A 12,872-nucleotide genomic window follows, 5' to 3' on the forward strand; every position below is an offset into this window, starting at 1 on the left:
TCTGCTTGCTGAGTGCGTCAGCCTCCATTTTTTGGCAGCTACGGGAGTTTTTGATTCCGACCAAAAACGGATACAAGCCCGCGACTTAAGTCGTGGAAAGATAAAAATTTTAGAATAAAGTTTTAGCTCCCAAATGAATCTGTGGAGTAAATCTAAAATCTAAAATCTAAAATGGGCTGACTCGCTGGCTGGCTGGCGCACCCTAAGTTGAGATACGAGCTAAGTTTGAGGTGGTTTGTATCCTCTTTCTAGGGCAAATCTCACAAGCTGGGCACGATTTTCTAACTGTAATTTACTGAAAATGCTGCCTAAATGAGCTTGCACAGTCCGGGGGCTAATAAACAGCCGATCGCTAATTTGTTTGTTAGTATAACCCTGGATCACCTCCCAAAAAACTCTTTCCTCGGCTGGTGTTAAAGGCAAAGGTGCAGGTGCTGGCAATACTGCCACAAATTTTGGTTCCACCGCCCTACCGCTAGAAGTTTGCAGCAGTCGGACAATTTCGGCGTGAATGCGGTGAGAGCGCTCTAACTGCGCCTTTACCTTAGCTAAAATTTCTTCAGACTGAAAAGGTTTCACCAGATAATCGTCACCGCCGATCGAATGACCTTCAACTTTTGACTCAATCTCGCCTTGACCAGACAAAAATATAAAGGGAACTAACTGTCCCAAACGGGTAGTTCGCAAACGGCGACAAAACTCAAACCCGTCCATTTCTGGCATCATCACATCTGAAATTACCAAATCTGGGGGGGCATTTTCAAAAATCGAGAGCGCCTCAACCCCTGAATTAGCGCATTCAACTCGATATCCTTGGCTTTCCAGGTACATTGCTAAGACTGTTTGACAGTCTGCTTCGTCGTCAACCACTAATATTCTTTCCATGACAGGCTTGCACCAATTCCAGTTGACAGTTCTTGAAACTGCCGGTCCCAAAGTAGGAACTTAAATGAGTTTACCTGCTGCAACTTGATAAAGGCTCCCAATTTCAAGACGCCACAATTCCTCAAATAGTCCAATTACAGGCGCAGATAGCATAAAAGGGGAAGAAGTAGAGGAATATGGGGGAAAATTTGCTTCTTTGATTCGCCTTTCCTAAAAAGCTACAACTTTTTAGGAGGAGTCGTCAACTTTTCTGCTGAAAAGAGAAGGTAAAAGAAATAATTTTATTTTATTAAACAGAAATATTGGTTACAGTTACACTATTCCTAGACCAGACATTGAAAGGTTTTTAGATTTTTCTGGTTCGGACACAGGTACAAAAGGGACAACGCGAGCAGGTGCTGCTGCTGGCGGCTGCGCGAACAAACCCGGGTCGGCAACCAACATACTTTCAAGTATCGGTGCTGGTTCGGGGCGGCTGAACAGATACCCCTGCATGATATCGCACTGATGCTGTTTCAAAAAAGCTAATTCTGCTTCGGTTTCCACTCCCTCAGCAATTACTGTCATCTTCAAACTGTGACCCAGTAAAATTACTGCTGTAGTAATAGCAGCATTTTGAGTATCTTCGTTGGCATTACGGACGAAAATTCGATCGATCTTTAAACTGTCAAAAGCAAATTGCTTGAGATATCCTAAAGTAGCGTAACCGGTACCGAAGTCGTCAATAGCAATCCTGATTCCTAGAGCTTTTAGTTCATTTAAAGTAGCGCCTGCAACTGTCGCATTTTCTACCAAAGCGCTTTCAGTCATTTCTAATTCTAAATTAGCAGGCTCCAAGCCTGTAGTTTCCAATATTTGCACGATTCGCGCCTTGAGTGCCGGGTCGGACAACTGCCGGGCCGACAAATTTACTGATATTCTAAAGGGCGAAAACCCTCCCGCCAGCCAGCTAGCGGCTTGAGCGCAAGCTGAAAGCAGTACCCATTCACCAATCTGAATAATTAAACCTGTTTCTTCTGCTAAGGGAATAAATTCGCAGGGAGAAATTATACCTCGATCGGGATTTTGCCAGCGCACCAAAGCTTCAGCGCCGACAACTTGTCCGGTAGCAATATCCACTTGTGGCTGATAGTATACCTGAAACTCACCTTGTGCCAAAGCGCGGCGCAGCAGAGCTTCCAGAGCCAACTTTTCAGGAGAAAGGGTGGAAACCTTGGTCGATTCGTTAACTAAATCTTTGAGTCTGGCTTCTGCTTGGTGAAGCGCGGTTGTCAGCGGTTCAGTAATAGTTTGGTGTTTCAAGACGCGAGAAGCAATGGCCCCCAACAATTCAGCCTTGGTAAACGGCTTTGTCAGGTAATCGTCGGCCCCCAATTCCATCCCCCGACGAAAATCGGTTTTGTCACTTTGAGCCGTGAGAAAAATAAATGGAATTGTTCCAGCTAGGGAGTTTTGCCGCAGCGTCCGCAACACGTCATAACCGTCGAGTTCCGGCATCTGCACGTCGCACAAAATTAAATCCGGTATTTCCGCAAGTGCCATCTGCACCCCAAAGCGACCGTTTTCTGCGACAATCACCCGGTAGCTTTGAGATTCCAGGAGTTGCACAAGAGTTTCCCGGATTAATTCGTCGTCCTCAATTACCAAAATTTTGAGCATGATACTTAGATAATAGATGGCACTATATATCAGAACCTGACTAACTCTAGCATATTCAAACTAAGGAATTACTGAGTCGGCCAATTAGCCAATAAACCATTAGCCAAATGGCTGAATATTTTCCCTCGCTTCTTAAGTCACAATAAAATAACTGCCAAAATAGGGAAGAATTTTATATTTTTCAAGAGCAGAAAACTGCTGCGCCAGGCTCGTTTGATAAATTTTCATTACAAAATACCCGGGTTTTCTCATAAAAAAAATTGCCGCCAACACTTTCACTGCGCGGATGGTGGCAATCACTCAGACAATCACTTATATGATGTCCGGTTAATTGCTCGTAATTAGCCCGTGTTTGTACGGAGGGCTTTAGTTTTCTATCGATGGATGAATCAGGATGCTGCGTCCTGATTCCGCCCACAAACAGATACTTGCTTTCAGACTACTTTTGGGGAGAGATAAAAATTTTAGACTGAGGTTCAAGCTTCCAGAATCATCGGTGAACTAAATCTCAAATCTCAAATCTCAAATCGACTGCCGGAGACCTTAATTATGGTTGTATAACCCGACATCATATTATGCACGGTCTTAATGCACAGGCTTAGTAGAATTGGCGCAAAACTTTTCATCTACAATTGCCGAACTAATACTGACAGCTTGCATTGATGATGACGGAACGATCTGGTCTTGCGGAACTACGACCGTCTTTTTGCAAACAAGCTCGCTGCTGCCTACAGAGGCAAAGTTCCAAGCATAAAATTCGGGAGTGCTGACTGTCGCATTGGCCGGATGTAAACCTAGTGCAGTCAACAATACTAATCCAAAAGTCACTAAAGCTACGATCGCGAATTTCAGCATATTCTTTGTTTGAACCGGACAACTTATCTGATTGGTATTACCTTATTATTGCCTAGGTCGATCGGGAGCGTCAATAGCAGTTATTCCGCCGTCAGATTCAACTGGTAAGCGATCGGCTCCGAGGCCTGAGAAACTACCACGAATTCATAATAACCAGAATCATCGAGCAATCCCGACCAACTAAGCCCCTCTGCATCTTGCAGCAAAGCCCGGGCTTTGTTTGTCCGCCCGGGAGAATAAATTGACAGCAGAGTAGATTTGGGCGGAGCTTGCAAATTCACCCGCAAAGTTTGATTTTGAGCGAACCTGGCAATGTAAGCTTTCCCTTCTCCGGGTTTGAGATTGCCTGTGAGGCTTTTGCTGTTCGACAGGCGGTCAAATTCAACGCTTTCGACAGTTGCTCCAGCTTGCAAAGATGCGAGGGCGTCGGCGGTAATTGCTTGCCAAATTTGTCCGATCGGCAAACCAATGATATTGCGATCGCGCGGCTGTTCTGGAAACCAATAAAAGAACTTAGCATCAGCCAAATCGTACAAAGCCCGACTGCTCAAATTCAGCTTGTTAACCTCAGTTTTCCAGCGATCGATATCGGCGGTGTCGTAACTGCCCAACCGCGCTCTAGCGTCGCTGCTGAGATTTTCCAGCTTATCGAGCAACTCGTCGCCGATTTTCTGCCACCTTTCGCGCCACTGGCGATCTTCATCGCCTTCTTTTAACAATCGTCCCCCCAATTCCGGGTATTTGGCATAGAAAGTCTCGTCCACGAGGTTGACGTAACCGCTATAGAATCGATCGTCAATTTTGAGCTTGACAAAGCGATCTTGCAAAGCATCTTCTTGCTGCTGCTTCGGGTTGGGAGGCTGGGGAACTTTCTGTACTTTTGATTGCAGATTTAACAAAGAATTGCCCGCAAACCAGCCAACTCCCCCCATAGTTGAGAGCACCGCCACCACCAACAAAACCATTTTCCAAGCAGGCATTTTTTGCTGATTGCCAATAGCAGCAATTCGCACCGGAGTTCCCGGCAGTTTTGGCGCGGGGGCGGGCAGGGGTATAGGCGAGAAATCCGGTGGCTGCGTGGGTCCAAAATCCGGGGCTGGCGGCAAAGGTGGCTGTAAAGGCGGATTGCCGGAAAGAGCAAGCATTACCTCGCGAGCCGAGGAGTAACGCTGGCTCGGCTGTTGAGCGAGCATTTTATCCAGCACCAGGGACAAATTCGGAGACAGAGAACATTCCGCCCGCCAGTTCCAATTCAGCGTCTGGCTGTCGAGCAACTGATGCGGTTCCTTCCCAGTCAGCAACACCAAAACCGTGGCCGCCAGAGCGTACAAATCGCTGTGGGGAGAGACGATGCCCATCTGCATCTGTTCGACGGGAGCATAGCCGAGCTTGCCGATGCGAGTCGCGGGGGCGGGAGCGCCGTTAGCCTCAGCGAAAAGAGACTCTACGGTGGCGGCGACTTGTTTTACTCCGCCAAAGTCGATGAGCACGGGCATTCCGTCAGAACTCCGCAGAATCAGGTTGTCCGGGGAGATGTCGCGGTGAATCACTCCCAAAGAGTGAATGTATTCGAGCACGGGCAAAATCTGCAGCAGCAATTGATTGATTTCTGCTTCTATAAACCGCAAACCCTGACGCTTGCGGGCGTCGAGCAGAAAGCGGTAGGTTTGGCCGGGCACGTAGTCTTGGACTAGAAATAGGTAGCCTCGATCGCTGATACTGACGCGGAAGAGTTCGCGGAAGCGCGGGATTTGATTGTGTTGCAGCTTGTAGAGCACTCCCGCTTCCCGCTCGAACAGTTCCTCGGATTTTTGTAAAGCGTAACTTCCATGTACTTGGGGCGCAAATTCTTTTAAAACGCAGGGTTCGTTAAATCGGTGGGCATCTTCAGCGAGGTAGGTGCGCCCGAAGCCTCCGTGTCCCAATTCGCGGACGATGCGGTAGTGGTTGTTGAGAGTTATGCCGGGGTAGATGGGATTGTTCATTGGAACTTGCTGCGTCGGATTTTCACGCTTGACTGAGACTAGGAGTTTTGGGCGATCGCTGAATTAATCTTGACATAGTGTGTCAGTGTTGATTAGTCGATCTGCAGCTTGGCTATCCCCTGTGGTTATTGTGAAAACAGCGGTTTCGTGCTATGGAAGTTTATCCACTGCGACATATTTTCGAGCGACCTCAAAATGTGTTCAAATTTTTAGTGTCCAGCCCAATGTGCCATCCGGGCGTTAGCGCTACTAATTGAATCTTGAGCGATCGAGGTGCAAAATACCCATTTTAAGGAGCCAATCATGCAGCCAGAACAGCGTCAGCGAGCAATTGGGGGGTTTGAAGAGTTTTTGAGGGCGCCGCTTGAGGAACGATTGCAACACCAGCAGAATCGAGTTGCCGAATCCGGGGCGATCGCGCTTTTCCAAAAAGTCGCTGCCACAGTACCAGCTTACCAGACTTTCCTAGCTGCACTCAACATCAATCCCGCCTCAATTCAAACCTTTGAAGACTTTCAAAAATTGCCGCTAATTACCAAAGAAAATTATTTACGCTGTTACCCGCTACCTCAGTTGTGCTACCAGGGGAAATTAGAAACTTGCGATTTCATTGCTGTTTCATCTGGTTCGACAGGAAACCCGACATTTTGGCCGCGTTTTATCAGCGACGAGTTGCAAATTGCCGCTCGTTTTGAACAAATATTTCACGACAGTTTTTACGCCGACACTCGCTCAACTTTAGCTGTCATTTGCTTTGCGTTGGGAACTTGGGTAGGCGGAATGTACACGGCAAATTGCTGCCGCTATCTAGCGAGTAAGGGTTATCCCGTTACAGTTGTGACGCCTGGGAATAATAAGACTGAAATATTCCGAGTTGTGCAGGAACTTGGGGAGCATTTCGAGCAAGTAGTTTTGTTGGGATATCCGCCATTTATCAAGGATGTGATTGATAGCGGAATTGCTGGGGGTGTGGAGTGGCAAAAATATCGAATTAAGATGGTGTTTGCGGGGGAAGTGTTTAGCGAAGAATGGCGGGGTTTGGTGAGCGATCGCACTAATTCTGACAATCTATATTACAACTCTGCGAGCCTTTACGGTACTGCAGACGCGGGCGTTTTGGGCAACGAGACACCGCTGAGCATTTGCATCCGTCGCTTTTTAGCAAACAATCCCGAAGCAGCACGCAATTTATTCGGGGAATCGCGGTTGCCAACGCTGGTGCAGTACGATCCGAAAAGTCGCTTTTTTGAAGTGAATAATGACGGCACGCTGTTATTTTCGGGCGACAACGGCATCCCGCTAATACGCTATCACATCTCCGATAACGGCGGTTTAATTTGTTACGAAGCAATGCTCAATTTTTTGGCTGAATGGGGGTTTAACCCTGTGGCACGTTTGCAGCAAGCAGCAGGTATGAAAGTTTCTGATTTCCCCAGAGGAATTCGCTGCTTGCCATTTGTGTATGTATTTGGGCGATCGCACTTTACCGTTTCCTACTTCGGTGCCAACATTTACCCGGAAAATGTCACCGTAGGTTTAGAAGTTCCCACCATTCGGGAATGGGTGACGGGGAAATTTGTGCTGCAAGTCAGGGAAAATGCTGATCAAAATCGGTTTTTATCGGTGGTTGTGGAATTAGCAGCGGGGGTGGAGGGCGATGAGGAGATGAAGCAGGCGATCGCATCTTCAATTCTCGCGCAATTGCGGCGGCTAAACAGCGAATTTGCTAATTACGTGCCACCCGAATATCAGTTACCTGTGGTGACATTAACTGCGACGGGTGATGCGGAGTATTTTCCGATTGGGGTGAAGCACCGATACACGCGACAGTAAGTAGTTTGAATTGATGAGTTATCCGTGTTCAAAAGTCTTGTGTTATTCTATAATTAGGGTGACATTTGATGGTTCAGCTTAGAATATGCCAGCAAAAGACATCTACCACAATACTGTCAGAACAGCTCTAGAAAAAGACGGCTGGACGATAACAAACGATCCGCTAACCCTAGAAATTGGCGATCGTTCCCTCTACGTCGATTTGGGCGCAGAAAAAATACTGGCTGCCGAAAAGCAAGGTCGCAAAATTGCTGTAGAAGTAAAAAGTTTTTTGAGTATTTCACCCGTTCATGACTTAGAAGAAGCTTTGGGACAGTATATTGTCTACGAAGATATCCTAGAGCTTTCGGAACCAGAACGGAATATATATCTGGCTGTTCGGGAAGAAGTTTATCTAGATATTTTCTCTGAGCCACTGGGGCAACTTTTGTTGCGAAAAAAAAGACTAAAATTAATTGTTTTTGATTCATCAAAGGAGATAATTGTCAGATGGATAGACTAGATGAATATCGCCAATTTATTCAGAACATCTTAGATAGTTATGCCCAGATTCCTTACCCATACGGGCAAGTGAAAAACAGCGTTATTGTTGACCGCGAACAAAACAATTTTTTACTGATCCACGAAGGTTGGCAAGGGCCTCAAAGAATTCACGGGTGTATCGTTCATGTGGAAATTAGGGACGGGAAAATTTGGATTCAACAAGATGGTATAGAAACGGGAATTACCGCAGAACTTGTAGAATTAGGAGTGCCTAAAGACAAGATAGTTTTAGGGTTTCATCCGTATCATGTTCGGCAACATACGGGATATGCGATCGCCTAAACCAGTTTACAATACAGGAAAATTGAATGAAAGGACGAGCGCTAAATTGTATCGGGATCAATATTTAATTCTCGCAGTTTCGCGGCCAGGCGATCGGCTCGTTGAGCTTCTTGTCCGGCTCGTTGAGCCTCTTCGTCGGCTCGTTCAGTCTCCCTTTCTGCAACCTCTTCAGGAGTAGGGACAAGCTCTCCTTCTGCTGTAAAGAAACGCAATTTTCCGCCACAAATTCCGAGACTCAAATCGAGTTGTTGACTCCGCAGATGCCCGGATTCATTCGGTGCGATTGGTTCATATTCCCCGTCAACTAAATGAAACCCAGCTAATTCTAAAGTTTCTGGGTCAAACCAAAAGTAATCATGAGTACGAAAAGTATCTTGATAGAGTTGTTTTTTAAAGTTTTTGTCTATATCCGCTGTTTTGGGAGACAGGATTTCAACGATAATATTGGGGTACTTTCCCTCTTCATCCCAAACTACCCAACTTTTCCGAGTTTTTCGTTCTGTTCCGAGTACCACAAAAAAGTCTGGCCCTCGGAAGTCTTTCGATTTGAGTTGCTTGGGACTGTAATAAATGGTGAGGTTTCCAGCAGCATAAAAATTGTTTCTATCTCGCCACAGCCATTCTAGACAGTTGAGGAGTAGGATTATTTGTCGGAGATGCAGTTCTGTTTCCACGGGAGGTTCGTCACTGTATAAATCGCCTGAAGGAAAGATAACATTTTCTGGTATCTCTTGTTCTGGTATTTCTTGGGTAGTAGCTAATTCTGCGGTTGCGGACATGGCTGCTGGGTGAGGAGTAAGAGGTTGTGTGTCTATTTTAGCAAGCTTTTCATATCTCAGCAGAGGACTATTCTGAAAGCCCGATCGCGCTTTTTGCCCAAAAACGCGATCGAACACCGAATAATTAGTTTTTAACTATTAGCAATTAGCGTTTTATTGACCGTCAGTTTGTCTGAGAGCCAGCAGAATTTCCGGTCGCTTCATGCGCGCGTAGCCCCGCACTTTACGGTCTTTGCCGATCGCCTTCAACCGTCTCAGCGACAGACTTTCGTAGTCTTCTTCTGGGGACGGGGACGGAAACGGCAACTCTAACTGCAACTGCGGTAACTGAGGTTTCTGCTGAGCTTTCGACGGCTTCTTCGGCTGCGTTTTTGACTGCTTCTTCGGCTGTGCATCGGGCTGTCTTTCTGAGTGAGTCGTTGCGCCTCCCAGTTGGCTGCGGAGCGTTTCAATTTGATTTTTCAGGTCATTTTCTACGTCTTCAATGGCGTCGGAAACAAACTGATTAATTGTTTGGACTGTGCGTTCTAATTTTATTGACAGCAGTTTTTCCAGTTCATCCAACTGTCTCAAAGCGGATTCAATATTTACCTCAGAAATAACAGCCGATGTCGGCGGACGGTTGCTGCTCGATTGTTCAATTTTTTTAGCCATTTTATCTACCTTTTCATGAAATGCTTTTTCCACTTGTTCGAGCAAATGCTTAATCTGTTCTATTTGGTTACGCTCAAAGTTTTGCTCAGTTAGAGCTTTTACGTGCTTTTTTAGCAGGTCTTCATTTTTTTTAACAGATTGTTCTATTTGTTTTGTTAGACTATCTACCTTTTTTTGAAATGATAGCTCAAATTGTTGCAGTATAGTCTCAATTTGTGCTGTTTTATGAGTCGGTTGCGGAGCTAAATGTTCCATTTCTGCTTGAGCAACAGCTACCTCCTCGTCGGTCATTTCAAATACCCACGCCCACATTTGCTCGATGCCGAGTTCTTTAGCAACAATACACCAATCTGAGCCGCAGACAACTTCATATTCTTCTTCGTTGCTGTAAGCTTCTGTGCGACGTACAATTAAAGGAATCAAGTTGCTGCCTTGCTCGATCAGACTTCTCCTGAGAGCTTCGCGGCGTTCGCGAGGAATTTCGCCCCGCTGAGGCTCTGGTATTGCAATTTGGGAAGTGTAAATCTGAGTGTGACTAATGGGCTTAATCCGCAAATATTCAACTATTCGGTTTTGATCGGACGATCGATCCATCTTGTTACAAGTCCCCTTTTGTCATGAAAATTTGGTATTTGGGTATTTATGTATATCTACGCGGCTTCCCGTGGGGTGACATCCCTGGCGGCAAAAGTTACTGCAATTCCTAAAAAAAGCGACTGTGAAGAGTTTAACTGCCTACGGGACACCAATGATCCACTGCTTTACTCATCTTTACTTTTTTTGGAGTAGAGACTCACTGAGTCAAAGTTGCGAGTGACCCCAGGAGTTGCGAGTTATGAGTATTTTTGCCACTTGTCAATTATTTTAATCATTGTTTTGTCGGTTAACCCTTTAACACGTTCCACCACATTTGCAAATGAGACAAACGGCCGCACATCTCGCTCTTTGAGTATTATTTGGATTATTGGAAGCTTCAAGCCAGCATCTTTCAAATTAGCCGACAGTTGATTTTTCTCTAAAGTATTGAGTGCTTCCAACAGCGACATTGATTCGGAAGTTACGTTGTCAACTTCTGGTATCCTCTCTACCACCACTTGTTTTTCGGGTGGCAACTCTGATTTCAACTCATTAATTCTGTTGGCTAACCCAGCTTCAACTAACAGAGGTACTTGTTGTAAGAGTCGGTTTTCAAGTTCTTGGATACTCTGGGCTAAAACTTTTTGTTCGCGGGCATACTCGGCTTTTAATTCATTAATTTGACTGGCAAACTGGGCTTCAATATTTGTTAGTCGCTGTTCTAAACTAGATGACTCTTCGGGAGTTTCATTTTCACCTAAATTAGGGACTTCGACCAAACAAACCGCGTTAGTTATTGAATCTGCGGGCTGCGACGAAGGATTTTCGTACAAAAACCCGGTTTCTGGGTTCTCAACTAAATTCTCAGTGATTGCGGTTTTTCTGAGAATTTCAAGTTGTTTGAGGAGAAGCTCTTCATTTTCTTCTTCCAGGATGAATGCTCCGATTGTCTCGCCTTTGGGAGCATCTATTTCCTTTGCTCTCGCGGCCGCATAATATTCAAAGTCTCCGTCTACTATTTCGTAAGCATCCATACCGTTGCGGCGGACAATTATCGGATTAATCAATCCTCCTGACTCTAAAATCAGTCGCGCTAATTTCTCCAAATCCGGCTCTGCAAAATTGGAACGGGGAACTGCGGATGTTATTTTTTTAACTGCAACCAGTGACGGAGATAATTTTTTCATGAGTTTTTACCTATTTTTTCCAAAACTTCGAGTGCTAGCATTTCAAATTCTTGGGATGCGATGCAATCAGGCTTAAAGTCTAGCACTGAAATGGGATCGGCGATTTCCATATTTCCCACGATTTGAAATTGTTCTGCACACTTTGCTAAATCGTCTCTCTCGTAAATTACGCTGTCGATGATTTCAAAGCCGTAGCGTTTGGGAATTGCCTCTCTCCGCTTGGGCAAACTGTACTGTACAAATTTAGAATTTGTGGAGATTTTGCAAGCAAGTACACCTAAAACTTCTAGATGTTTCTTGCCAATTTGTTTTTTGAATCCATTAACTTTTTTAATAAAATCCTTGACATTAATCAGTCCTTGATTCGCAAAAGGTTTTAAGTCAGAAGGAATAATTAAATAATCCGCAGCAATTAGGGCAACTCTAGCATAAAAATTCAACGATGGTGGCGTATCGATCAGTACAATATCATATTTATCCTGTACTTCTGCTAGTTTCTGAATTAAAATCATTCGGCTGTAATCTAGTTGATTGAGTTCCATTTCATATTGCATTAAATCAATGTGGGAAGGAATCACATCTATTTCGGGATTGCAAAAATTAGACTTGCGAGCTACTTCTTCGATAGAGAAAAAGTCTTCTGATTGCAAAACTTGAAGAATATTATTATCTTTCAAATCATCTTGTTCTTCATCCTCAAATTTTCCTAAACCTGTCGCAAATGTTGTATTCGCTTGACTGTCTAAGTCTATCACCAAGACTCTCTTACCTTTCTTGCTCAGCGCAGCAGCTAAATTGACTACTGTTGTAGTTTTGCCAACGCCGCCTTTATTGTGGTAAACAGCAATAATTTTCATACTATTTTGAGTTTTTGAGGGAACGGTTACATCGGATTTAACTTGAGGCTTAACTGGATAATTTTCAGGTATTTGTTCCGGTTCTGAAATTTGACTTGGCTCAGGTTCTGCGGTGGCGGGATTGTTGGGCTGTACTGCGACTTCGCTAATTAACTCAGGACTAACCAAATTAATTTTACTATCTTCCAGTTTGAGTTTCTCGGGATTTTTTATAAATTTTAAACGCTCTCTGCCAATTAAAGCGATAATTTCATCAATTCTATTTTCAATGTCTTTTCCCGCACACTTAAAGACTAGCGGAATATCATCGGCTACTCGTTCATAAATTCTAATTTCTTTACCGTTAGTTAGGACTCCATAGCGGATGCTCAAACTTGTTAAATAGCGATGGAGTTTTCGCAGGTGGCGGTCTAAATTTTCCTTCGGATGTTTAGCCTCCATAACTACACTCATCGGCGAGTCTGCATCGACAACTATGGGGATAACTTGAGTGGCAAATGAGAGGAAGTCTAGACGAATATTCCCAAATGCGATTTCTTGGTGCCAAGTGTCGGGCGTATACCCTAGTTTTGGTAGCAGATAGCTGACAATGAGTTTGCTTTCTACTTCGCTTTCGTTGCGACAGTTATTGGGATTGAAAGTCATTCGATTTTAGATTTTAGATTTTAGACTTTAGATTGGGAATGACTGATTTAATAATGGTAGGGATTGTGATATTGACGGTGTGGCGCGCATTCCGTCCCTGACAAAGGCTACGGAATGTAATATCGAAAAACC

Annotated in this window: 12 protein-coding genes; 3 read left to right on the top strand and 9 right to left on the bottom strand. The window is 44.7% G+C overall.

All coding sequences use genetic code 11. From position 1 onward, the window contains the following. Positions 1–219: 219 nt before the first annotated feature. The 5 genes from QUB30_RS18325 to QUB30_RS18345 all read right to left on the bottom strand — a co-directional run bounded on the left by QUB30_RS18325 (position 220) and on the right by QUB30_RS18345 (position 5,384). Complete coding sequence (locus QUB30_RS18325) at positions 220–885, bottom strand: response regulator (RefSeq protein WP_333336056.1); 666 nt, start codon at positions 883–885, stop codon at positions 220–222. A 312-nt stretch (positions 886–1,197) separates the two neighbouring features. Continuing rightward, positions 1,198–2,544 (bottom strand): EAL domain-containing response regulator, encoded by a 1,347-nt coding sequence (locus tag QUB30_RS18330; protein WP_333336059.1) that lies wholly within the window; start codon positions 2,542–2,544, stop codon positions 1,198–1,200. Between the two features lie 132 nt (positions 2,545–2,676). Then, entirely contained in the window at positions 2,677–2,844 is a 168-nt protein-coding gene (locus QUB30_RS18335; protein WP_333336062.1) for a hypothetical protein, read from the bottom strand. 285 nt (positions 2,845–3,129) lie between these two features. Next, on the bottom strand, positions 3,130–3,399 hold the full coding sequence (locus tag QUB30_RS18340) for a hypothetical protein (RefSeq protein WP_333336065.1): 270 nt from the start codon (positions 3,397–3,399) through the stop codon (positions 3,130–3,132). A gap of 80 nt (positions 3,400–3,479) precedes the next feature. Further along, on the bottom strand, positions 3,480–5,384 hold the full coding sequence (locus QUB30_RS18345; RefSeq protein WP_333336068.1) for a serine/threonine-protein kinase: 1,905 nt from the start codon (positions 5,382–5,384) through the stop codon (positions 3,480–3,482). Between the two features lie 303 nt (positions 5,385–5,687). On the opposite strand from QUB30_RS18345, the gene QUB30_RS18350 reads away from it, so the two are divergent. The 3 genes from QUB30_RS18350 to QUB30_RS18360 all read left to right on the top strand — a co-directional run bounded on the left by QUB30_RS18350 (position 5,688) and on the right by QUB30_RS18360 (position 8,042). Beyond that, positions 5,688–7,217: a phenylacetate--CoA ligase family protein gene (locus QUB30_RS18350; RefSeq protein ID WP_333336072.1), complete on the top strand. Its 1,530-nt coding sequence runs from the start codon at positions 5,688–5,690 to the stop codon at positions 7,215–7,217. 85 nt (positions 7,218–7,302) lie between these two features. Continuing rightward, positions 7,303–7,719, top strand: coding sequence for a XisH family protein (locus QUB30_RS18355; protein WP_333336075.1), 417 nt, complete (start codon positions 7,303–7,305; stop codon positions 7,717–7,719). After that, positions 7,707–8,042 carry a XisI protein gene (locus QUB30_RS18360; RefSeq protein ID WP_333336077.1) on the top strand — a complete coding sequence of 112 codons (336 nt, stop codon included), beginning with the start codon at positions 7,707–7,709 and terminating at the stop codon, positions 8,040–8,042. The genes QUB30_RS18355 and QUB30_RS18360 overlap by 13 nt, the downstream gene beginning before the upstream one ends. Positions 8,043–8,083: 41 nt before the next feature. Here QUB30_RS18360 and QUB30_RS18365 read toward each other — a convergent pair whose 3' ends face one another. The 4 genes from QUB30_RS18365 to QUB30_RS18380 all read right to left on the bottom strand — a co-directional run bounded on the left by QUB30_RS18365 (position 8,084) and on the right by QUB30_RS18380 (position 12,740). Next, positions 8,084–8,821 (bottom strand): Uma2 family endonuclease, encoded by a 738-nt coding sequence (locus tag QUB30_RS18365; protein WP_333336259.1) that lies wholly within the window; start codon positions 8,819–8,821, stop codon positions 8,084–8,086. A gap of 153 nt (positions 8,822–8,974) precedes the next feature. After that, a complete protein-coding gene (locus QUB30_RS18370) occupies positions 8,975–10,069 on the bottom strand; it encodes a Rho termination factor (modular protein) (RefSeq protein WP_333336080.1) in 1,095 nt (364 codons plus the stop codon). Positions 10,070–10,308: 239 nt separating this feature from the next. Further along, positions 10,309–11,238: a ParB N-terminal domain-containing protein gene (locus QUB30_RS18375; RefSeq protein WP_333336083.1), complete on the bottom strand. Its 930-nt coding sequence runs from the start codon at positions 11,236–11,238 to the stop codon at positions 10,309–10,311. Further along, positions 11,235–12,740: an AAA family ATPase gene (locus tag QUB30_RS18380; protein ID WP_333336086.1), complete on the bottom strand. Its 1,506-nt coding sequence runs from the start codon at positions 12,738–12,740 to the stop codon at positions 11,235–11,237. The genes QUB30_RS18375 and QUB30_RS18380 overlap by 4 nt, the downstream gene beginning before the upstream one ends. Positions 12,741–12,872: the final 132 nt, after the last annotated feature.

It is taken from the genome of Microcoleus sp. BROC3 (genome assembly GCF_036702515.1).
Lineage (GTDB): Bacteria > Cyanobacteriota > Cyanobacteriia > Cyanobacteriales > Microcoleaceae > Microcoleus.

Bases quoted from the DNA above. Each gene is read 5' to 3' on its own strand.
- QUB30_RS18325 (WP_333336056.1), bottom strand. From the start codon at position 885: ATGGAAAGAATATTAGTGGTTGACGACGAAGCAGACTGTCAAACAGTC.
- QUB30_RS18330 (WP_333336059.1), bottom strand. From the start codon at position 2,544: ATGCTCAAAATTTTGGTAATTGAGGACGACGAATTAATCCGGGAAACT.
- QUB30_RS18340 (WP_333336065.1), bottom strand. From the start codon at position 3,399: ATGCTGAAATTCGCGATCGTAGCTTTAGTGACTTTTGGATTAGTATTG.
- QUB30_RS18345 (WP_333336068.1), bottom strand. From the start codon at position 5,384: ATGAACAATCCCATCTACCCCGGCATAACTCTCAACAACCACTACCGC.
- QUB30_RS18350 (WP_333336072.1), top strand. From the start codon at position 5,688: ATGCAGCCAGAACAGCGTCAGCGAGCAATTGGGGGGTTTGAAGAGTTT.
- QUB30_RS18355 (WP_333336075.1), top strand. From the start codon at position 7,303: ATGCCAGCAAAAGACATCTACCACAATACTGTCAGAACAGCTCTAGAA.
- QUB30_RS18360 (WP_333336077.1), top strand. From the start codon at position 7,707: ATGGATAGACTAGATGAATATCGCCAATTTATTCAGAACATCTTAGAT.
- QUB30_RS18365 (WP_333336259.1), bottom strand. From the start codon at position 8,821: ATGTCCGCAACCGCAGAATTAGCTACTACCCAAGAAATACCAGAACAA.
- QUB30_RS18370 (WP_333336080.1), bottom strand. From the start codon at position 10,069: ATGGATCGATCGTCCGATCAAAACCGAATAGTTGAATATTTGCGGATT.
- QUB30_RS18375 (WP_333336083.1), bottom strand. From the start codon at position 11,238: ATGAAAAAATTATCTCCGTCACTGGTTGCAGTTAAAAAAATAACATCC.
- QUB30_RS18380 (WP_333336086.1), bottom strand. From the start codon at position 12,740: ATGACTTTCAATCCCAATAACTGTCGCAACGAAAGCGAAGTAGAAAGC.